Here is a 22,179-nt window from a genome sequence, read left to right on the forward strand (position 1 = left end):
GGCCCTTAACGTCAACAGCGTGGATGTGAACTTCTTTCGCGTGAAGCCCGAGTCGCTCGGTGCATTTGTCAGCCAGTGGGAATATCGTAATTCGCTGTCAAACTGGGAGTCAGACAATCTGTTGAAAATGGCGGAACTGGTGTATACTGGGCGCTTTGACCTTAATCCTGCGCGCAACACCCGTGAGAAGCTGCTGCTGCCGCTTAGCGATATTAAGCCGCTACAGCAGGCGGGCGTTTACATTGCGGTGATGAACCAGGCCGGGCAGTACAACTATAGCAATGCCGCCACGCTGTTCACGCTCAGCGATATTGGTGTGTCTGCGCACCGTTATCATAACCAGTTGGATGTCTTTACGCAGAGTCTGGAAAATGGCGCTGCGCAGCAGGCTATTGAGGTCACCTTACTCAATGAGAAAGGGCAGACGCTGGCGCAGGCGACCAGCGATGCGCAGGGACACGTGAAGCTCGAGACGGATAAAGATGCCGCCTTATTGTTGGCCCGTAAAGATGGGCAAACCACGCTGCTGGACCTGAAGCTCCCGGCGTTGGATCTGGCTGAATTTGATATTGCTGGTGCACCGGGATACAGCAAACAGTTCTTTATGTTCGGTCCTCGTGACCTCTACCGTCCTGGCGAAACGGTGATCCTCAACGGATTACTGCGTGACAGCGACGGCAAAACATTGCCCGACCAACCGGTGAAGCTGGAAGTCGTGAAACCCGACGGACAGGTATTACGCTCGGTAGTTAGCCAACCGGAAAACGGCCTGTACCGTTTTAGCTGGCCGCTGGACAGCAGCGCGCCAACCGGCATGTGGCATATTCGTGCCAATACTGGCGACAACCAGTCGCGGATGTGGGATTTCCACGTCGAAGATTTTATGCCGGAGCGGATGGCGCTTAACCTCGCCGCTAGTAAGATGCCGGTGGCGCCAACTGATGAAGTGAAGTTCTCGGTGGTGGGCTACTACCTGTACGGCGCGCCCGCCAACGGCAATGCGCTGCAAGGCCAGCTTTATCTGCGTCCATTGCGGGATGCGGTACAGGCGTTACCGGGCTTCCAGTTTGGGAATATCGCCGAAGAAAACCTTTCCCGCAGCCTCGATGAAGTTCAGCTCACGCTGGATGACCACGGTCGCGGCGAAGTGACCGCCAACAGCCAGTGGCAGGAGACGCATTCCCCGTTACAGGTCATTCTGCAAGCCAGCCTGCTGGAGTCGGGCGGTCGTCCGGTGACGCGTCGGGTTGAACAAGCCATCTGGCCTGCAGATACGCTGCCGGGCATTCGTCCGCAGTTTGCGGCGAAAGCCGTTTATGACTACCGCACCGATACCACCGTGAATCAGCCTATCGTTGATGAAAACAGCAACGCCGCTTTCGACATTGTGTATGCCGATGCGCAAGGCGAGAAAAAAGCGGTGTCCGGTTTGCAGGTGCGTTTGATCCGCGAGCGACGAGATTATTACTGGAACTGGTCTGAAGGCGAGGGCTGGCAATCACAGTTCGATCAAAAGGATCTGGTTGAAGGTGAGCAGACTCTGGATCTTAAGGCCGATGAAACCGGTAAAGTCAGCTTCCCGGTTGAGTGGGGCGCCTATCGTCTGGAAGTGAAAGCCCCTAATGATGCGGTGAGCAGCGTACGCTTCTGGGCCGGTTATAGCTGGCAGGATAATAGCGACGGCAGTGGGGCTGTGCGTCCCGATCGCGTGACGCTGAAACTGGACAAACCCAGCTATCGTCCCGGTGATACCATGAAGCTGCACGTTGCCGCTCCCGCTGCTGGCAAAGGTTATGCGATGGTGGAATCCAGCGAAGGCCCGCTATGGTGGCAAGAAATAGACGTACCGGCGGATGGTCTCGATATCTCCATCCCAATCGATAAAACCTGGAATCGCCACGATTTGTATCTTAGTGCGCTGGTGGTTCGTCCTGGCGACAAGTCCCGTTCGGCAACGCCAAAACGTGCGATCGGTTTACTGCATTTGCCGTTAGGTGACGAAAACCGTCGTCTGGCGCTGGCGCTGGAAAACCCGGCGAAAATACGTCCAAACCAGCCGTTGACCGTCAAGATTAAAGCCAGCGTCAAAAATGGCGACGTACCAAAACAGGTTAACGTGCTGGTCTCTGCCGTTGATAGCGGAGTGCTGAATATTACCGATTACGCCACGCCGGATCCGTGGCAGGCGTTTTTCGGGCAAAAACGCTATGGCGCGGATATTTATGATATTTACGGCCAGGTGATCGAAGGGCAAGGACGTCTGGCAGCGCTGCGCTTTGGTGGTGACGGCGATGAATTAAAACGTGGCGGTAAACCACCGGTCAATCACGTCAATATCGTGGCGCAACAGGCGTTGCCGGTCACGCTTAACGAGCAGGGCGAAGGTACGGTGACGTTACCTATCGGTGATTTCAACGGCGAGCTGCGGGTAATGGCGCAGGCCTGGACGGCGGATGACTTTGGCAGCAGCGAAAGCAAGGTGATTGTTGCCGCGCCAGTAATTGCTGAACTGAATATGTCGCGTTTTCTGGCGGGAGGCGATACCTCGCGCCTGACGCTGGACGTGACCAACCTGACTGACAAACCGCAAACGCTGAATATTAAGCTCACGGCCAATGGTTTACTGGAGCTGATGGGGCAAGATCCCGCGCCGGTAAATCTGGCGCCAGGCGTAAGGACTACGCTGTTTATTCCGGTGCGCGCGCGGGAGGGGTTTGGCGATGGCGAAATTCAGGCGCAGATTAGCGGTCTGACTTTGCCGGGTGAAACGCTGCCTGTTCAGCATAAGCAGTGGAAGATTGGCGTGCGTCCGGCGTTCCCGGCGCAAACTGTTAATCACGGCGTTGCACTTCAGCCGGGCGCAACCTGGCAGCTTCCGGGCGAAGAACTGACGAATTTCTCTCCAGCGACGATGCAGGGACAGCTGCTGTTCAGCGGTAAACCGCCGCTGAATCTGGCGCGCTACATCCGTGAACTGAAAGCTTACCCTTACGGTTGCCTTGAGCAAACGGCGAGCGGGTTGTTCCCGTCTTTATACACCAACGCCGCGCAGCTGAAGGCGTTAGGTATTGCGGGTGACAGCGATGAAAAACGCCGTGCGGCAGTAGAGATTGGTATCTCTCGTTTACTGCAAATGCAGCGTGATAATGGCGGTTTCGCGCTGTGGGATAAAAACGGGGCGGAAGAGTACTGGCTTACCGCGTATGTGATGGATTTCCTCGTTCGGGCGAATGAACAGGGCTACAGCGTGCCGGCAGAGGTCATTAACCGGGGCAACGAGCGACTGCTACGCTATTTGCAGGATCCGGGCATGATGTCGATTCGTTATACCGACGACGCATCCGCGAGCCGCTTTGCCGTCCAGGCTTACGCCGCGCTGGTACTGGCTCGTCAGCAAAAAGCTCCGCTCGGCGCATTGCGTGAGATCTGGGAGCGTCGTGCGCAAGCAGCCTCTGGTTTACCGCTGTTACAACTGGGGATCGCGCTGAAAAATATGGGCGATGCCAACCGCAGTGAACAGGCGTTGACGCTGGCCCTGAATACACCGCGCCGCGATACGCAGCAGTGGATGGCGGATTACGGCAGTCAACTGCGCGACAACGCGCTGATGCTGGCCTTGCTGGAAGAAAACAAACTTAAACCTGAGGTACAGAATACGCTGCTGAACACCTTGTCAGAACAGGCCTTTGGACAGCGCTGGCTCTCTACTCAGGAAAATAATGCGCTGTTCCTTGCCGCGCGTACGTTACAGGACTTGCCTGGCTCGTGGCAGGCGCAAACGTCATTCTCTGAACAACCGTTAGCCGCAGAGAAATCACAGACGCGTAATCTGGATGCCGACGCGCTGTCTACGCTGAGCGTGACCAATACCGGTAATCTGCCTCTGTGGTTGCGTCTGGATGTGAGCGGTTACCCGCAAACCTCGCCAACGCCTGTCAGCAACGTTTTGCATATTGAGCGTCAGATCCTGGGGCTCGACGGGAACAGCAAATCGCTGGATTCTCTGCGCAGCGGCGAACTGGTGCTGGTCTGGCTGGAGGTGAAAGCCAGCCAGAACGTACCGGATGCGTTGGTGGTCGACTTACTGCCAGCGGGCCTGGAACTGGAAAACCAGAATCTGGCCAACGGCAGCGCCAGCCTGCAGGACAGCGGCAGCGAAGTGGCGAATCTGCTCAATCAGATGCAGCAGGCGGATATCCAGCACGTTGAGTTCCGTGACGATCGCTTTGTCGCCGCGGTGGCGGTTAACGAAGGACAGCCGGTGACGCTGGTGTATCTGGCGCGGGCGGTAACGCCGGGGACCTATCAGGTTCCTGTGCCGCAGGTGGAGTCCATGTACGTTCCGCAGTGGCGCGCGACCGGTGCGACAGAGGGACTGTTGATTGTCAGACCGTAAATGATGCGCGGGTTGGGTAAACGCGGCTGTTGGTTCCGGCTGGCAGCCGTTGCTCTACTGCTTGCGGCGGCGGTTTGGGTGGCAGATAAAATCTGGCCGCTGCCGCTTCACGAAGTCGATCCGGCGCGTGTCGTGGTGGCCTATGATGGTACGCCGCTGTGGCGCTTCGCCGACGCGGACGGCATCTGGCGGTATCCAGTAACGATTGATGAGGTGTCGCCCCGCTACCTTGAGGCGTTAATTAACTACGAAGACCGTTGGTTCTGGAAACATCCTGGCGTTAATCCTTTCTCAGTACTGCGCGCGGCATGGCAGGACCTCTCCTCTGGGCGTGTGGTTTCTGGCGGCAGTACGCTCACCATGCAGGTCGCACGATTACTCGATCCCCATCCGCGAACCTTCGGCGGCAAGTTTCGCCAACTCTGGCGCGCATTGCAGCTGGAATGGCATCTCTCCAAACGCGACATCCTGACACTGTATCTCAACCGTGCGCCGTTCGGCGGTACGCTGCAGGGCGTGGGGGCGGCAAGCTGGGCTTATCTTGGTAAATCACCTGCGCAATTGAGTTATTCCGATGCCGCGCTGCTGGCCGTGCTGCCGCAGGCACCGAGCCGCCTGCGCCCGGATCGCTGGCCGGACCGCGCTGAAGCGGCGCGTAATAAAGTGCTCGAACGTATGGCGACCCAGGGCATTTGGCCTGCCAGACAGGTGCAGGAGTCGCGTGAAGAACCGGTCTGGCTGGCGCCCCGGCAAATGCCGCAGTTAGCACCGTTATTCTCGCGCATGATGCTGGGAAAAAGCCGAAGCGATAAAATCGTGACTACCCTTGATGCCGGATTGCAGCGTCAACTGGAAGAGCTGGCGCAAAACTGGAAAGGGCGCTTACCTGCGCGCAGTTCGCTGGCGATGATTGTGGTCGATCACACCGATATGAGCGTGCGTGGCTGGGTCGGCTCGGTAGATATGAATGACGACTCCCGTTTTGGTCATGTGGATATGGTGAATGCGATCCGTTCGCCGGGCTCGGTGCTAAAGCCGTTTGTTTATGGTCTCGCGCTGGATGACGGACTCATTCATCCGGCTTCATTGTTGCAGGATGTACCGCGTCGAACCGGGGATTATCGACCAGGGAATTTTGACAGTGGTTTTCATGGCCCGGTGAGTATGAGCGAAGCGCTGGTGCGCTCGCTAAATTTACCCGCCGTGCAGGTACTCGAAGCCTATGGTCCGAAGCGTTTTGCCGCATCGTTACGTAACGTTGGCTTACCGCTGTATCTTCCCGCAGGGGCCGCACCGAATCTGTCGCTGATTTTAGGTGGTGCGGGGGCAAGGCTGGAAGATATGGCCGCAGCGTACAGCGCCTTTGCCCGCCAGGGAAAAGCGGGAAAACTGCGTCTGCAGCCAGACGATCCGCTGCTGGAACGTCCGTTGATGTCGGCGGGCGCGGCGTGGATTATTCGCCGCATTATGGCTGACGAAGCGCAACCGCTGCCGGATAACGCGCTGAGCCGCGTGGTGCCGTTGGCGTGGAAAACGGGCACCAGCTATGGCTATCGCGATGCGTGGGCGATTGGTGTTAACGCCCGTTATGTGATTGGCATCTGGACCGGCAGGCCAGACGGTACGCCGGTGGTGGGACAGTTTGGTTTTGCCAGCGCCGTGCCGTTGCTCAATCAGGTCAACAATCTTTTGATCTCTCGCGGGACAAATCAGCCGGAAGATCCACGCCCTGAATCCGTGAGTCGCGGTGTGGTGTGCTGGCCGGGCGGGCAATCTCTTGCCCCCAGTGACAGCAACTGCCGTCGCCGTCTGGCAACCTGGTTACTGGATGGCAGTCAGCCGCCAACGTTATTATTGCCCGAGCAGGAAGGGGTTAATGGCATTCGTTTTCCTGTCTGGCTGGATGATGATGGCAAACGTGTGGCGGCGGATTGCCCCCAGGCGCACGAGCAAACGTTAATCGTCTGGCCGTTGCCGCTGGAGCCATGGTTACCGGAGTCAGAGCGCCGTGGGGCAAGGCTACCGCCGGTTTCTGCCACGTGTCCGCCGCTGGGACAGGATGCTTCGCAGCCGTTGCAGTTGACAGGCATTCGTGATGGCGCGATTGTGAAGCGTTTACCCGGTTCTGCTCAAGCCTCATTGCCGGTGCAAACCAGCGGTGGGAGCGGTGAACGCTGGTGGTTTCTTAACGGTGAAAGGCTGGATGAACGCGGACGTCGTCTTACGCTACGGCTGGCGACTAAAGGGGATTATCAACTGCTGGTGATGGATGACGCCGGACAGGTGGCGGCGGTGAGATTTTCGTTGCAGTAGACCAGTTGGTTACTGTTTGTTGCTAAAATTCATCTTATTTTAAAGAAATGTTATCTTCGTCAATAGTCAATTGCCGGGATGCTCTTTATAATCCGCGCCAGGTAAACCACAACAAAACATCTTTTTCAGAGGTAATCATGGCTATTGAACGTACTTTTTCCATCATCAAACCAAACGCGGTGGCAAAAAACGTTATTGGGAGCATCTTTGCGCGCTTTGAAGCTGCAGGGTTCAAAATTGTCGGTACTAAAATGCTGCACCTGACCGTTGAGCAGGCACGCGGCTTCTACGCCGAGCATGATGGCAAGCCGTTCTTTGACGGTCTGGTTGAATTCATGACCTCTGGTCCGATCGTTGTTTCTGTGCTGGAAAGCGAAAATGCCGTACAGCGCCACCGCGATCTGCTGGGTGCAACCAACCCGGCAAATGCGCTGGCAGGTACGCTGCGCGCAGATTACGCTGACAGTTTTACTGAGAACGGCACCCATGGTTCTGACTCCGTTGAATCTGCGGCGCGTGAAATCGCCTATTTCTTTGGGGAAGGCGAGGTTTGCCCTCGTACTCGCTAATCTCCCGCGTCTTTCACGTTGCAGATGCGTTGGCTGCATTCGTTTACCCCGGTCACATAGTTTTCTATGCTCCCGGGGATGCTCGAACTTGCCGTCTTCCTGCGACGCGAAATCCTTTGGAGATGAATTAGCGATTTACATATTATTTTCGCTAATGCTTCGTGCAAACGTGGCATCCCTGCGCCAGACTTTGTACAATGCAACGCCCCGGAAGAGCAGATCGCTTGCCGGGGCGTTTCTTTTTAACCCTCCACGGGCCACAACGTGTAACAACGAGGCCGGAAAAAATTATGTCTGAATTAGTTAACACCTCTGAAGTCGTCATTCCTGCGGTTCCAAATAAAAATGGAAAAATTAACCTGCTGGATCTGAACCGTCAGCAAATGCGCGAATTCTTCAAAGAGATGGGCGAAAAACCGTTTCGTGCCGATCAGGTCATGAAGTGGATGTACCACTATTGCAGCGACAACTTTGATGATATGACTGACATCAATAAGGTGCTGCGTAACAAGCTGAAAGAAGTGGCTGAAATTCGTGCCCCGGAAGTGGTGGAAGAGCAGCGCTCCTCTGACGGTACGATCAAATGGGCCATCGCGGTTGGCGATCAGCGCGTAGAAACCGTGTATATCCCGGAAGACGATCGCGCCACCCTGTGTGTTTCTTCACAGGTCGGTTGCGCATTAGAGTGTAAATTCTGCTCTACGGCGCAACAGGGCTTTAACCGTAACCTGCGAGTGTCGGAAATCATTGGTCAGGTCTGGCGTGCGGCGAAAATCGTCGGCGCGGTGAAAGCAACGGGCGTGCGTCCTATCACCAACGTGGTGATGATGGGGATGGGAGAGCCGCTGCTTAACCTGACCAACGTCGTTCCGGCGATGGAAATCATGCTGGACGACTTTGGTTTTGGGCTGTCCAAGCGTCGCGTTACGCTGTCCACCTCAGGCGTTGTCCCTGCGCTGGATAAACTGGGCGATATGATCGACGTTGCGCTGGCGATTTCTTTGCATGCGCCAAACGATGAAATTCGTGACGAAATTGTGCCTATCAACAAAAAGTACAATATCGAAACGTTCCTCGGGGCTGTGCGCCGTTATCTGGAGAAATCCAATGCGAATCAGGGTCGTGTAACCATTGAATATGTGATGTTAGATCACATCAATGACGGCACTGAACACGCGCATCAGTTGGCCGAGCTGCTGAAAGATACGCCGTGTAAGATCAACCTGATCCCGTGGAACCCGTTCCCGGGCGCGCCGTATGGCCGCAGTTCCAACAGCCGTATCGATCGTTTCTCCAAAGTGTTGATGAGCTATGGTTTCACCACCATCGTGCGTAAAACACGTGGCGATGACATTGATGCAGCCTGCGGTCAGCTGGCGGGCGACGTTATTGATCGTACCAAGCGTACTCTGCGTAAGCGTATGCAGGGTGATGCTATCGACATCAAGACCGTTTGATGTTGAGTGCACTACGGTATAATTCATGTACCGTAGTGCAACGTAAACCAGATGAGGTTCTTTGTTGTTGTCGTCAGGTCAATAATAACGGTGCGTTTTTGTCGACTTTAAGGCAGTATGTAACGGCGCAACAAGCGTTTAGCCCTCAGGTTTACGCTGTTTTGTCATTGATGGTCTGACGGTTTTATACTGTCTGACGAAGGTTAACTGACCAGATGTTTCGCGGTGTGGGTGAGCATTGTGGCTCGCCGGCATCAGAACCCAAATATTACGCAGCTGTAGCGAATGAATACTGAAGCCACGCACGACAAAAATGAAGCACTCTCCACCGGCGTTCGTCTGCGCAATGCCCGTGAACAACTCGGATTCAGCCAACAGGTGGTCGCGGAACGACTCTGCCTGAAGGTTTCCACGGTACGCGATATTGAAGAAGATAAGGCACCAGCCGATCTCGCTTCAACATTCCTGCGCGGGTATATCCGTTCTTATGCGCGTCTGGTGCATATTCCTGAAGAAGAACTGTTGCCAGGGCTGGAAAAACAGGCTCCGATTCGTCCTGCCAACGTCGCACCGATGCAAAGTTTTTCGCTCGGTAAGCGTCGTAAGAAACGCGACGGCTGGCTAATGACCTTTACCTGGCTGGTACTGTTTGTCGTTGTCGGACTGACCGGCGCCTGGTGGTGGCAGAACCATAAAGCGCAGCAGGAAGAGATCACCACCATGGCCGATCAATCTTCCGCTGAACTGAATGCCGGTAAAGATAACGCACAGAGTGTGCCGCTGGATACCAGCGCCTCTGCAAGCCAGGACAGTACACCGGCTCCGGATGATGGCGCAGTGGCTGATGCCGCTCAAACGCCGGATACCGCAGCGACTCCGGCTCCTGGCGCAGATCAAAACGCCGTTGTGGCTCCGTCTCAGGCCAATGTTGATACTGCAGCGACCACACCCACTGCACCGGCGACAGCGGCACCGTTGCCGACTGACCAGGCTGGCGTCACTACACCGGCTGGCGATCCTAACGCGCTGGTGATGAATTTCACCGCTGATTGCTGGCTGGAAGTGACCGACGCAACCGGTAAAAAACTGTTCAGCGGCATGCAGCGTAAAGATGGCAATCTGAATCTGGTCGGTCAGGCGCCATATAAACTGAAAATTGGCGCTCCGGCGGCAGTGCAGATTCAGTTCCAGGGTAAACCTGTCGATCTGAGTCGTTTTATCAGAACTAACCAGGTTGCGCGTCTGACCGTTAATGCCGAACAATCACCGGCTCAGTAACAGACGGCAATGCGGGAGATTTTTTAATGCATAACCAGGCTCCAATTCAACGTAGAAAATCGACACGCATTTACGTTGGGAACGTGCCGATCGGCGATGGCGCGCCCATCGCCGTACAGTCGATGACCAATACGCGTACCACGGATGTGGAAGTGACGGTTAATCAGATTAAAGCGCTGGAACGCGTAGGCGCAGACATTGTTCGTGTCTCTGTACCGACAATGGATGCCGCAGAAGCGTTCAAGCTTATCAAACAGCAGGTTAACGTCCCGCTGGTTGCCGATATTCACTTCGACTATCGTATCGCGCTGAAGGTGGCGGAATACGGCGTTGATTGCCTGCGTATTAACCCAGGTAATATCGGCAGTGAAGAGCGTATTCGCATGGTGGTGGACTGCGCTCGTGATAAAAACATTCCTATCCGCATCGGCGTCAACGCCGGATCGCTGGAAAAAGATCTGCAGGAAAAATACGGTGAACCGACGCCGCAAGCGCTGCTGGAGTCCGCAATGCGCCATGTGGATCACCTCGATCGTCTGAACTTCGATCAATTCAAAGTCAGCGTTAAAGCGTCTGATGTTTTCCTTGCCGTAGAATCCTATCGCCTGCTGGCGAAACAGATCGATCAACCTCTGCATCTGGGGATCACCGAAGCCGGTGGCCTGCGTAGCGGCTCGGTAAAATCCGCGATCGGTTTAGGATTGCTGCTGTCTGAAGGGATCGGCGATACGCTGCGCGTTTCTCTGGCGGCCGATCCGGTAGAAGAGATCAAAGTTGGCTTCGACATCCTGAAATCGCTGCGCATTCGTGCGCGTGGCATCAACTTTATCGCTTGCCCAACCTGCTCGCGTCAGGAGTTTGACGTTATCGGTACAGTGAACGCGCTGGAGCAACGTCTGGAAGATATTATTACGCCAATGGACGTTTCGATCATCGGTTGTGTGGTAAACGGCCCTGGCGAAGCACTGGTTTCCACGCTGGGCGTGACGGGCGGCAACAAGAAAAGCGGCCTGTATGAAGACGGCGTGCGTAAGGACCGACTCGATAACGACGACATGATCACGCAGCTCGAAGCCCGTATTCGCGCCAAAGCGAGTATCCTCGACGAAGCGCGACGCATTGACGTGCAGCAGCTTGAAAAATAATAACGTGATGGGAAGCGGCGTGCTTCCCGTGTATGATTGAACCCGCATGGCGCCCGTATTATCCGGGTTAGCGCTGAGGGTTCATTTTTATATCCATAAAGAGAATAAACGTGGCAAAAAACATTCAAGCCATTCGCGGCATGAACGATTATCTGCCTGGCGAAACCGCCATCTGGCAGCGCATTGAAGGCACTCTTAAAAACGTGCTCGGCAGCTACGGTTACAGTGAAATCCGCTTGCCGATTGTAGAGCAGACCCCGTTATTCAAACGCGCGATCGGTGAAGTCACCGACGTCGTTGAAAAAGAGATGTATACCTTTGAGGACCGCAATGGCGACAGTCTGACCCTGCGTCCTGAAGGCACTGCGGGCTGCGTACGCGCCGGCATCGAACATGGTCTCCTGTACAATCAGGAACAGCGTCTGTGGTATATCGGGCCGATGTTCCGCCACGAACGTCCGCAAAAAGGACGCTATCGTCAATTCCATCAGCTGGGTGTCGAAGTGTTTGGCCTGCAAGGCCCGGACATCGATGCAGAACTGATTATGCTGACCGCTCGCTGGTGGCGCGCGCTGGGTATTTCTCAGCATGTCAGCCTGGAGCTGAACTCAATCGGTTCGCTTGAAGCCCGCGCTAACTACCGTGATGCGCTGGTCGCCTACCTGGAACTGCACAAAGAGAAACTGGACGAAGACTGCAAGCGGCGCATGTACACCAACCCGCTGCGCGTGCTCGACTCCAAAAACCCGGAAGTGCAGGCGCTGCTCAACGACGCGCCTGCGCTGGGCGACTATCTGGATGACGACTCGCGCGAGCATTTTGCGGGCTTGTGCAAACTGCTGGAATCCGCAGGTATTGCCTACACCGTCAATCAGCGTCTGGTTCGTGGTCTTGATTACTACAACCGCACCGTATTTGAGTGGGTCACCACCAGCCTGGGCTCACAGGGTACCGTCTGTGCAGGTGGCCGTTATGACGGTCTGGTAGAGCAACTTGGCGGTCGCGCAACGCCGGCCGTAGGCTTTGCCATGGGCCTGGAACGACTTGTTTTGTTAGTTCAGGCAGTTAATCCGGAATTTAACGCCGATCCTGTTGTCGATATATACCTGGTCGCTTCGGGGGCAGACACGCAGTCGGTGGCAATGCGGCTTGCAGAACGTCTGCGCGATGAAGTTCCTGGTGTGAAACTGATGACAAACCACGGCGGCGGCAACTTTAAGAAACAGTTTGCCCGCGCCGATAAGTGGGGCGCCCGCGTTGCACTGGTACTGGGTGAGTCCGAAGTGGCTGACGGTACCGTTGTAGTGAAGGATTTGCGCTCTGGTGAGCAAACGGCAGTAGCGCAGGATAGCGTTGCCACGCATTTGCGCACTCTACTGGGCTAAGGAGAAGGACAGCGTGGAAATTTACGAGAACGAAAACGACCAGGTTGATGCGGTAAAACGCTTCTTTGCTGAAAATGGCAAAGCGCTGGCTGTTGGGATCATTTTAGGGGTTGGCGCGCTGGTTGGCTGGCGTTACTGGACCAGCCATCAGACGGAGTCCGCACGCTCTGCTTCTCTGGCGTATCAAAATACGGTGACTGCGGTTAGCGCAGGTAAGCCTGATAGCATTCCTGCCGCAGAGAAATTTGCCGCAGAGAACAAAAATACTTACGGCGCATTAGCGTCAATGGAACTGGCACAGCAGTTTGTTGACCAAAACGAACTAGAGAAAGCCGCGGCCCAGTTACAACAAGGCCTGGCTGCCACCAGCGATGAGAATCTCAAAGCGGTGCTTAATCTGCGTCTTGCTCGTGTTCAGGTTCAGCTTAAGCAGGCTGATACCGCGCTGAAAACACTCGATACCATTAAAGGTGAAGGGTGGGCGGCAATTGTGGCCGATCTGCGTGGTGAAGCGTTGCTGAGCAAAGGCGACAAACAAGGTGCGCGTAGCGCATGGGAAGCGGGTGTGAAAAGCGATGCCTCTCCTGCTCTGAGCGAAATGATGCAGATGAAAATCAATAATTTGTCCATCTGAGAGGGACCCGATGCAATTGCGTAAATTACTTCTGCCAGGGCTGCTTTCCGTTACCCTATTGAGCGGCTGTTCACTGTTTAGTGGCGAAGAAGATGTCGTTAAGATGTCCCCGTTACCGGTGGTCGAAAACCAGTTTACTCCGTCTACTGCCTGGAGCACTTCTGTAGGCAACGGTATTGGTGATTTCTACTCCAACCTTCATCCTGCACTGGCGGATAACGTGGTCTATGCTGCCTCTCGCGCCGGTGTGGTGAAAGCGCTGAACGCAGACGACGGCAAAGAAGTCTGGTCTGTTAATCTGGGTGAGAAAGACGGCTGGTTCTCCCGTGCATCTGCTCAGCTTTCTGGCGGAGTCACCGTGTCCGGCGGCCATGTTTATATTGGCAGCGAAAAAGCACAGGTTTATGCGCTGAACACCAGCGACGGCACAACCGCATGGCAGACGAAAGTTGCCGGGGAAGCGCTGTCTCGCCCGGTGGTGAGCGATGGCATGGTGTTAATCCACACCAGCAACGGCCAGTTGCAGGCCTTGAACGAAGCTGATGGCGCCATCAAATGGACCGTTAACCTCGATATGCCTTCTCTGTCACTGCGCGGCGAATCTGCTCCAGCGACCGCCTTTGGCGCAGCTATTGTGGGTGGCGATAATGGTCGCGTAAGTGCCGTACTGATGCAGCAGGGCCAGATGATTTGGCAGCAGCGTATCTCTCAGGCCACTGGCCCAACCGAAATCGATCGTCTGAGTGATGTCGATACCACGCCGGTTATCGTCAATGGCGTAGTTTACGCACTGGCTTATAATGGTAACCTGACGGCGCTGGATCTGCGCAGTGGCCAGATCATGTGGAAACGTGAGCTCGGCTCGGTGAATGATTTCATCGTCGATGGTAATCGTATCTATCTGGTTGATCAGAATGACCGTGTGCTGGCGCTGACCACCGACGGCGGCGTGACGCTGTGGACGCAAAGCGATCTGCTGCACCGTCTGCTGACGTCTCCGGCTCTGTATAACGGTAACCTGGTCGTAGGCGATAGCGAAGGCTACCTGCACTGGATTAACGTTGAAGATGGTCGCTTTGTCGCTCAGCAGAAAGTCGATAGCTCAGGTTTCCTGACCGAGCCGGTCGCTGCTGATGGTAAACTGCTGATCCAGGCGAAAGACGGTACGCTGTACTCCATTACGCGTTAATCGTCCTGGCCGCTCGCTTTGAAAAACGGCTCCTGGTGCAGGGGCCGTTTTACTGTTTTTAACAATGGCGCAAAAATAGCGTCCGTTGTCTGATGATTTTTTAAATGAGGCTTTAAACATGGTACCTGTGGTCGCGCTTGTCGGGCGCCCTAACGTTGGCAAATCCACGTTATTTAACCGTCTAACTCGCACCCGAGATGCGCTGGTTGCGGATTTCCCGGGTCTGACTCGTGACCGTAAGTACGGTCGTGCGGAAATTGAAGGCCGCGAGTTTATCTGCATTGATACTGGTGGTATTGATGGCACCGAAGACGGTGTTGAAACCCGTATGGCTGAGCAGTCGTTGCTGGCTATCGAAGAAGCGGACGTTGTGCTGTTTATGGTGGATGCGCGTGCTGGCCTGATGCCGGCAGATGAAGCCATTGCCAAGCATCTGCGTGCGCGCCAGAAACCAACCTTCCTTGTTGCCAACAAAACTGACGGACTCGATCCGGATCAGGCTGTTGTCGATTTCTATTCACTGGGGCTGGGCGAAATTTACCCCATCGCGGCGTCCCATGGTCGCGGCGTCCTCAGCCTGCTGGAGCATGTTCTGCTGCCGTGGATGGATGATATCGCACCGCAGGAAGAAGTGGATGAAGATGCGGAATACTGGGCGAAACTGGAAGCCGAGGAAAACGGCGAAGAAGAGCCTGAAGACGACTTCAATCCGCAGGATCTGCCGATCAAACTGGCGATTGTCGGGCGTCCGAACGTAGGTAAGTCTACACTGACTAACCGTATTCTTGGCGAAGACCGCGTGGTGGTTTACGACATGCCGGGGACCACGCGTGACAGTATTTATATCCCAATGCAGCGTGATGAGCGCGAATATGTGCTGATTGACACTGCGGGTGTACGTAAGCGCGGTAAAATTACCGAAGCGGTAGAAAAATTCTCCGTAATCAAAACGTTGCAGGCAATTGAAGATGCCAACGTGGTGATGCTGGTGATTGACGCTCGCGAAGGGATCTCCGATCAGGACCTCTCGCTGTTGGGCTTTATCCTCAATAGTGGGCGCTCACTTGTTATCGTCGTCAACAAGTGGGATGGCCTGACGCAGGAAGTGAAAGAACAGGTAAAAGAGACACTGGACTTCCGTCTGGGCTTTATCGACTTTGCCCGTGTTCACTTTATCTCCGCGCTGCACGGCAGCGGTGTAGGTAACCTGTTCGAATCCGTGCGCGAAGCGTATGACAGCTCAACCCGTCGCGTCAGCACCGCGATGCTGACTCGCATCATGACCATGGCAGTAGAAGATCATCAGCCGCCGCTGGTGCGTGGTCGCCGTGTGAAGCTTAAGTACGCACACGCCGGTGGTTATAACCCGCCGATTGTGGTGATCCACGGTAACCAGGTGAAAGACCTGCCGGATTCATACAAGCGCTATCTGATGAACTACTTCCGCAAATCACTGGAAGTCATGGGTACACCAATCCGTATTCAGTTCAAGGAAGGGGAAAACCCGTTTGCCAACAAACGTAATACACTGACACCAACGCAGATGCGTAAGCGTAAGCGTTTGATTAAGCACATCAAAAAAAGTAAGTAACCTTGCTGATGGCGATAGAGGCCCGCGTAAATCGCGGGCTTTTTTTTCTCCTGTACCTGTCTGTTTGCTGTCAATGACTATTCGCTTTTTACCAAGTTTAAATCTAAGAAAGTAGACAATTGTCGAATTTTCATCTTAAAGTCACCCGGTTGGTACTAGACAAAACTACTGTCAGGTTATCAAATGGTTAAATAACTCTTCGCCGTATGTAAAAAATCGACCAGCTACGTAACTGGCCGGCGTACATCACGGTGTTTACAAGCACACGACATATCTTTTCGGGAGAATTATGCAATCCTCTGTTAATCAAAAAGAAAGCCGAACTTTCTTCGGTCATCCTTATCCGCTCGGCTCATTGTTCTTTACTGAGATGTGGGAGCGTTTTTCGTTTTATGGCATTCGTCCGTTACTGATCCTGTTTATGGCGGCTACCGTTTATGACGGCGGTATGGGGCTGGCGCGTGAAAATGCCTCGGCGATTGTCGGTATCTTTGCCGGTACGATGTATCTTGCCGCGTTGCCAGGTGGCTGGCTGGCGGATAACTGGCTCGGTCAGCAAAAAGCGGTGTGGTATGGCTCCATCCTGATAGCACTTGGTCACCTGTCGATTGCACTCTCGGCAATCATGGGTGACAACCTGTTTTTTATTGGCCTGATGTTCATTGTGCTCGGTTCTGGCCTGTTCAAAACCTGTATCTCGGTGATGGTGGGTACGCTGTATAAAAAAGGCGATGCACGCCGTGACGGCGGTTTCTCGCTGTTCTACATGGGTATCAACCTGGGTTCCTTCATCGCGCCATTGATCTCCGGCTGGCTGATTAAAACCCACGGCTGGCATTGGGGTTTTGGAATCGGTGGCATCGGGATGTTGGTCGCGTTAATTATCTTCCGCGTATTTGCTGTTCCGGCGATGAAACGCTACGACAGCGAAGTCGGGCTGGACTCTACCTGGAACAGCCCGGTCGTGAAGCGTAACGGTGTGGGCACGTGGCTGCTGGCGCTGGCAGTTGGTGTAGCAATTGTTGTTGCCCTGATTGCGCAGGGAGTGATTGTGATTAACCCGGTCGCGGTAGCCAGTGTGCTGGTGTATGTGATTGCGGCATCCGTAGCCCTCTACTTCATCTACCTGTTTGTCTTTGCGGGGCTGAACCGTAAAGAGCGCGCCAGACTGTTGGTCTGCTTTATTCTGCTGGTTTCCGCGGCCTTCTTCTGGTCGGCATTTGAGCAAAAACCAACGTCGTTTAACCTGTTCGCTAACGACTACACTAATCGTATGATCGGCGATTTTGAAATCCCGGCAGTGTGGTTCCAGTCGATTAACGCGCTGTTTATCATCCTGCTGGCCCCGGTCTTTAGCTGGGCATGGCCGAAGCTTGCCAGCATGAACATTCGCCCGAGCAGTATCACCAAGTTCGTTATCGGTATTCTGTGTGCCGCAGCGGGTTTTGGCCTGATGATGCTGGCAGCGCAAAACGTGCTGAATAATGGTGGTGCAGGCGTTTCGCCATTCTGGCTGGTGGGTAGTATTCTGATGCTGACGCTTGGCGAACTGTGTCTGAGCCCGATTGGTCTGGCAACCATGACGCTGCTGGCGCCGGAAAGAATGCGTGGACAGATGATGGGTCTGTGGTTCTGCGCCAGTGCGCTGGGTAACCTGGCCGCGGGTCTGATTGGTGGCCATGTGAAGGCTGACCAACTGGATATGCTGCCGGATCTCTTCGCGCGCTGTTCGATTGCGCTGCTGATCTGCGCTGCAGTACTGATCGTCCTCATTGTTCCGATTCGTCGCATGCTGGAGAATACACAAACTAAACCGGTGACCAGCGCCTGATAACACTTCGATTGTGCCGGGGCAGACGTTATGTCCCGGCCATTTAATTTTCGAGGTAAGAACATGCTGTTTGGGTTTGTTGGACTTGGCGCAGTCGTTGAAACGGCATACTTGCCTGCATTACGTAACATGTTCGGTGATTCACTACGCTGCGTGGGATTTGACGTTCAACCCACAAAACAGCCAGCAGGCGTGACGCGTTGTACGTCGCTCGAAGAGCTGCTTACTCAGCCTCTTGATACCCTGTTTATCACGACCGCATCCCTACATCACCTTGAGGTGCTTGAACAATCCCTGGCCTCTCCCATTGCACGTATCGTGGTTGAAAAACCTATTGTCGCCACGCTTTCCCAAATTGAAAAACTGAAAATGCTGCTGGTTCAACCCGGCGTTGCTGATCGCGTGCTGGCGCTAGACCACTGGATGGCGCGCATCGAAACGGTGAAGCGAGGGTTGGTCAGCACTTTTGCCGAGATTGTGAAAATCGAAGGTTTCTTGCAGGAGCCAAGCGGGTTTAACACCGCAGGGGAGCCGATAGCGCTTAACTTTGCCACCGGTGAACCGGACACGCGTGAACTTCGCCACCCGGATGGCGTGATTCTGGATATCGGTACGCACGTGTTAGCAATGCTGCGGGAAACGGTACGGTATCTGGGAGGAAATAATGAGATGGCGCTACGGGTGGTGAGTGCTAAAGACCGTCTGGGGCGTGATATCCCCCAGAGTGACCTGACCACGGCAGAGGGTGAAGCTCATCTTCAGGGGCAGATTAGCGGCATACCGCTGGATATCTGGCTGAATAAGTACGCGGGTCCAACTGGCGGTCAAAAAGGTCTGCGTCTGTATCTGAGCGATGGTCGTATCATCAGTCATGACCGGCGCGGTACAGAAGATGTACTGGAAGTGATTGACGGTGATGCTGTGCGTCGCTGGAAGCTTCCTGGCACGATTTATGTCCATTGTCTGGCGGAACATATTCTGGGGGCGCAAAGTCTGTTTGAACGCAACCCACAGGAGGTGAGGCGCACAACGCAGCGCAGACTGGAGGAGGTTGAACGATTACTCACCTTGCAGCAACAGCTGCGTGGCCCACACTAAGCGTATCGTGGTAAAATTAGCGCAGAGCCGAACGCCCTTTATAGGAGTCATCATGTCAATGAACTGCCCGGAATGTCACGCAGAACTGGAACAGCAAAACGGTGTGGCGCACTGTGAAAACTGCAAAAAAGTTATTCCGTTAGAAGCGCGTTGTCCGGAGTGCCATCTGCCACTGCAAGTGTTAAAAGCCTGCGGCGCAGTGGATTATTTCTGTCAGAACGGTCATGGCCTTATCTCGAAAAAACGCGTGGAGTTTGCGCCGGTTTAATCCGGCTTTTTTTTACGCGTTTTCTTTGCCGCCGTTACGCCTTTCACTTCGCTCTCTACCCAGCCATCTGACAGTCGGGTGGTGAGCACATCACCGGCCTTCACTTGTTTGGTTTGCTTCAGCACTTTGCCGTCTGTCGCGGTAGTGACGCTATAACCACGTGCCAGCGTCGCCAGTGGGCTGACGGCTTCCAGGTGCGTGACCGCGTTGCCAAAACGTTCGCGTTGCTGGCTGACGCGCGAGCGAATATTGTCCGCCAGTCGGTATTCCAGTTGCTGAATACATGTTTGCGCGCGGTGAATACGCGGCTGCGGGGTCTGCTGATTCAGACGCTGTAGAATGCGCTGTTGACGCTGATTTGCCTGTTTAATTTTATTCTCAAGTGCGACGTTCATTCTCTGACGCAGTCGTTCCAGCACGGTCTGCTGACGGGCCAGACGCAGCTGCGGATGTTGTTGCTGCAGGCGGTGATTAAGCTGGGTAAATCGGCGAGTTCGGTTGGCGAGATAGTAATCCATCGCCATCTCCAGACGTTGCTGACCATGCTGAATTTGACGCAGCAGTTCAAGCTGATTGCGGCTGACAATTTCTGCGGCCGCCGACGGTGTTGGTGCGCGCAGGTCGCCAACAAAATCAGCGATGGTCACGTCAGTTTCGTGGCCCACTGCGCTGACTACCGGAATGCGGCTGGCAAAGATTGCCCGCGCCACGCGTTCGTCGTTAAAGCTCCACAAATCTTCCAGCGAGCCGCCGCCGCGCCCGACGATCAGCACATCGCACTCGCCCCGCGCGTTCGCCAGCGCAATGGCGCGAACGATCTGTCCCGGCGCATCATCGCCCTGGACGGCGGTTGGGTAGATAATCACGGGCAGGGAAGGGTCTCGACGCTTCAGCACGTGGAGAATATCATGCAGCGCGGCGCCGGTTTTAGAGGTGATGACCCCAACGCAGTGCGCAGGTGAGGGGAGCGGCTGTTTGAACTGTTGGTCAAAGAGGCCTTCGGCCTGGAGCTTCGCCTTCAGTTGCTCGTATTTCTGCTGCAACAACCCTTCGCCAGCTGGCTGCATGCTCTCAACAATTATCTGATAGTCCCCACGCGGCTCATACAATGTAATGTTGGCGCGTACCAGTACCTGCTGCCCGTGCTGTGGGCGGAACGTTACCCGGCGGTTGCTGTTGCGAAACATCGCGCAGCGAACCTGAGCGGTGTCATCTTTGAGCGTGAAGTACCAATGACCCGAGGACGGCTGAGTGAAATTGGAGATTTCACCGCTGATCCACACTTGCCCCATTTCCTGCTCAAGCAGCAAACGAACCGTCTGATTCAGGCGGCTTACGGTAAAAATTGAGGTGGTCTGAGAGGATAACATGTGAGCGGGATCAAATTCTAAATCAGCAGGTTATTCAGTCGAAAGTAACATGCTCACAGAGGAGCGCAAGGTTTTTTTGCAAAAAAGTGTGGATGCAATCGGTTACGCTCTGTATAATGCCGCGGCAATATTTAATAACCTCCCAGGTGAGATATTGCCCATGCTACGTATCGCAAAAGAAGCCCTGACGTTTGACGACGTCCTCCTCGTTCCCGCTCATTCTACCGTTCTGCCGAATACTGCTGATCTTAGCACCCAGTTGACGAAAACCATTCGCCTGAACATTCCTATGCTCTCCGCGGCAATGGACACCGTGACGGAAGCGCGCCTGGCAATTGCCCTGGCCCAGGAAGGCGGCATCGGTTTTATCCACAAAAACATGTCCATCGAGCGCCAGGCCGAAGAAGTTAAACGTGTGAAAAAACACGAATCTGGCGTGGTGACCGACCCGCAGACCGTTCTGCCAACCACCACGCTGCGCGAAGTGAAAGAACTGACCGAGCGTAACGGTTTTGCAGGCTACCCGGTTGTGACTGAAGATAACGAACTGGTCGGCATCATCACCGGTCGTGACGTACGTTTTGTGACCGATCTCAGCCAGCCAGTGAGCGTTTACATGACGCCGAAAGAGCGTCTGGTGACCGTTCGCGAAGGCGAAGCGCGCGATGTCGTGTTTGCCAAAATGCACGAAAAACGCGTTGAGAAAGCGCTGGTTGTTGATGACAGCTTCCACCTGCTCGGCATGATCACGGTTAAAGATTTCCAGAAAGCGGAACGTAAACCTAACGCCTGTAAAGACGAGCATGGTCGTCTGCGCGTTGGCGCTGCTGTCGGTGCGGGTGCAGGTAACGAAGAGCGCGTTGACGCGCTGGTTGCCGCGGGCGTTGACGTACTGCTGATTGACTCCTCTCACGGTCACTCTGAAGGCGTATTGCAGCGTATTCGTGAAACTCGCGCTAAATATCCTGATCTGCAGATAATCGGTGGTAACGTGGCAACTGGCGCTGGCGCTCGCGCACTGGCGGAAGCCGGCTGCAGCGCGGTGAAAGTCGGTATCGGCCCAGGCTCCATCTGTACTACCCGTATCGTTACCGGCGTAGGTGTACCGCAGATCACCGCTGTTTCTGACGCGGTTGCAGCGCTGGAAGGCACCGGTATTCCGGTTATCGCCGATGGTGGTATTCGTTTCTCCGGCGACATCGCGAAAGCGATTGCTGCAGGTGCTGCTGCAGTCATGGTTGGCTCCATGCTGGCAGGTACCGAAGAATCCCCGGGTGAAATCGAACTGTACCAGGGCCGTTCTTACAAATCATACCGCGGTATGGGCTCTCTGGGCGCGATGTCCAAAGGCTCCTCCGACCGTTACTTCCAGAGCGATAACGCCGCCGACAAACTGGTCCCGGAAGGTATCGAAGGCCGCGTGGCGTATAAAGGTCGCCTGAAAGAGATCATTCACCAGCAGATGGGCGGGCTGCGCTCCTGTATGGGGCTGACCGGCTGTGGTACTATCGACGCGCTGCGTACTCAGGCTGAATTTGTCCGTATCAGCGGTGCGGGTATTCAGGAAAGTCACGTTCACGATGTGACCATCACCAAAGAGTCCCCTAACTACCGCATGGGCTCCTGATAAGTTTCCGCGCCCGGCTATATGCCGG

General features: G+C 54.8%; 15 protein-coding genes. 14 read left to right on the forward strand and 1 reads right to left on the reverse strand.

Features of this window, described 5'->3' with window-relative positions:
- From FDX03_RS03775 to FDX03_RS03835, 13 genes are all read left to right on the forward strand, one after another.
- Window positions 1-4,396: alpha-2-macroglobulin (locus FDX03_RS03775; protein WP_249356983.1), on the forward strand; the 4,396-nt coding region annotated here is incomplete at its 5' end.
- Window positions 4,397-6,709: a peptidoglycan glycosyltransferase PbpC gene (gene pbpC, locus FDX03_RS03780; protein ID WP_137345497.1), complete on the forward strand. Its 2,313-nt coding sequence runs from the start codon at window positions 4,397-4,399 to the stop codon at window positions 6,707-6,709. It abuts the gene before it with no gap.
- 137 nt (window positions 6,710-6,846) lie between these two features.
- Window positions 6,847-7,278 carry a nucleoside-diphosphate kinase gene (gene ndk, locus FDX03_RS03785; RefSeq protein WP_003037710.1) on the forward strand — a complete coding sequence of 144 codons (432 nt, stop codon included), beginning with the start codon at window positions 6,847-6,849 and terminating at the stop codon, window positions 7,276-7,278.
- 290 nt (window positions 7,279-7,568) lie between these two features.
- Window positions 7,569-8,735, forward strand: coding sequence for a bifunctional tRNA (adenosine(37)-C2)-methyltransferase TrmG/ribosomal RNA large subunit methyltransferase RlmN (locus FDX03_RS03790; protein ID WP_003037713.1), 1,167 nt, complete (start codon window positions 7,569-7,571; stop codon window positions 8,733-8,735).
- Window positions 8,736-9,020: 285 nt separating this feature from the next.
- Window positions 9,021-10,013: a cytoskeleton protein RodZ gene (gene rodZ / locus FDX03_RS03795; RefSeq protein ID WP_137345498.1), complete on the forward strand. Its 993-nt coding sequence runs from the start codon at window positions 9,021-9,023 to the stop codon at window positions 10,011-10,013.
- Between the two features lie 26 nt (window positions 10,014-10,039).
- Window positions 10,040-11,158, forward strand: coding sequence for a flavodoxin-dependent (E)-4-hydroxy-3-methylbut-2-enyl-diphosphate synthase (gene ispG / locus FDX03_RS03800; protein ID WP_137345499.1), 1,119 nt, complete (start codon window positions 10,040-10,042; stop codon window positions 11,156-11,158).
- A gap of 110 nt (window positions 11,159-11,268) precedes the next feature.
- Complete coding sequence (gene hisS, locus FDX03_RS03805) at window positions 11,269-12,543, forward strand: histidine--tRNA ligase (RefSeq protein WP_137345500.1); 1,275 nt, start codon at window positions 11,269-11,271, stop codon at window positions 12,541-12,543.
- Between the two features lie 13 nt (window positions 12,544-12,556).
- Window positions 12,557-13,177, forward strand: coding sequence for a YfgM family protein (locus tag FDX03_RS03810; RefSeq protein ID WP_137345501.1), 621 nt, complete (start codon window positions 12,557-12,559; stop codon window positions 13,175-13,177).
- Between the two features lie 10 nt (window positions 13,178-13,187).
- Entirely contained in the window at window positions 13,188-14,366 is a 1,179-nt protein-coding gene (gene bamB / locus FDX03_RS03815; protein ID WP_048210928.1) for an outer membrane protein assembly factor BamB, read from the forward strand.
- A 118-nt stretch (window positions 14,367-14,484) separates the two neighbouring features.
- Entirely contained in the window at window positions 14,485-15,957 is a 1,473-nt protein-coding gene (der, locus tag FDX03_RS03820) for a ribosome biogenesis GTPase Der (protein ID WP_048210929.1), read from the forward strand.
- 289 nt (window positions 15,958-16,246) lie between these two features.
- Window positions 16,247-17,788, forward strand: coding sequence for a peptide MFS transporter (locus tag FDX03_RS03825; protein WP_137345502.1), 1,542 nt, complete (start codon window positions 16,247-16,249; stop codon window positions 17,786-17,788).
- A 63-nt stretch (window positions 17,789-17,851) separates the two neighbouring features.
- A complete protein-coding gene (locus tag FDX03_RS03830) occupies window positions 17,852-18,886 on the forward strand; it encodes a Gfo/Idh/MocA family oxidoreductase (RefSeq protein ID WP_137345503.1) in 1,035 nt (344 codons plus the stop codon).
- Between the two features lie 52 nt (window positions 18,887-18,938).
- Complete coding sequence (locus FDX03_RS03835; RefSeq protein ID WP_048210932.1) at window positions 18,939-19,154, forward strand: zinc ribbon domain-containing protein; 216 nt, start codon at window positions 18,939-18,941, stop codon at window positions 19,152-19,154.
- Here FDX03_RS03835 and xseA read toward each other — a convergent pair.
- Window positions 19,151-20,524 (reverse strand): exodeoxyribonuclease VII large subunit, encoded by a 1,374-nt coding sequence (gene xseA, locus FDX03_RS03840; protein WP_137345504.1) that lies wholly within the window; start codon window positions 20,522-20,524, stop codon window positions 19,151-19,153. The two genes, FDX03_RS03835 and xseA, sit on opposite strands and share 4 nt — an antisense overlap.
- A 160-nt stretch (window positions 20,525-20,684) precedes the next feature.
- Here xseA and guaB point away from each other — a divergent pair, with 160 nt between their 5' ends.
- A complete protein-coding gene (guaB, locus tag FDX03_RS03845) occupies window positions 20,685-22,151 on the forward strand; it encodes an IMP dehydrogenase (RefSeq protein WP_048210934.1) in 1,467 nt (488 codons plus the stop codon).
- The last annotated feature ends 28 nt before the right edge of the window (window positions 22,152-22,179 follow it).

The organism is Citrobacter sp. wls827 (assembly GCF_005280875.1).
GTDB classification, from domain to species: Bacteria; Pseudomonadota; Gammaproteobacteria; order Enterobacterales; family Enterobacteriaceae; genus Citrobacter; species Citrobacter youngae.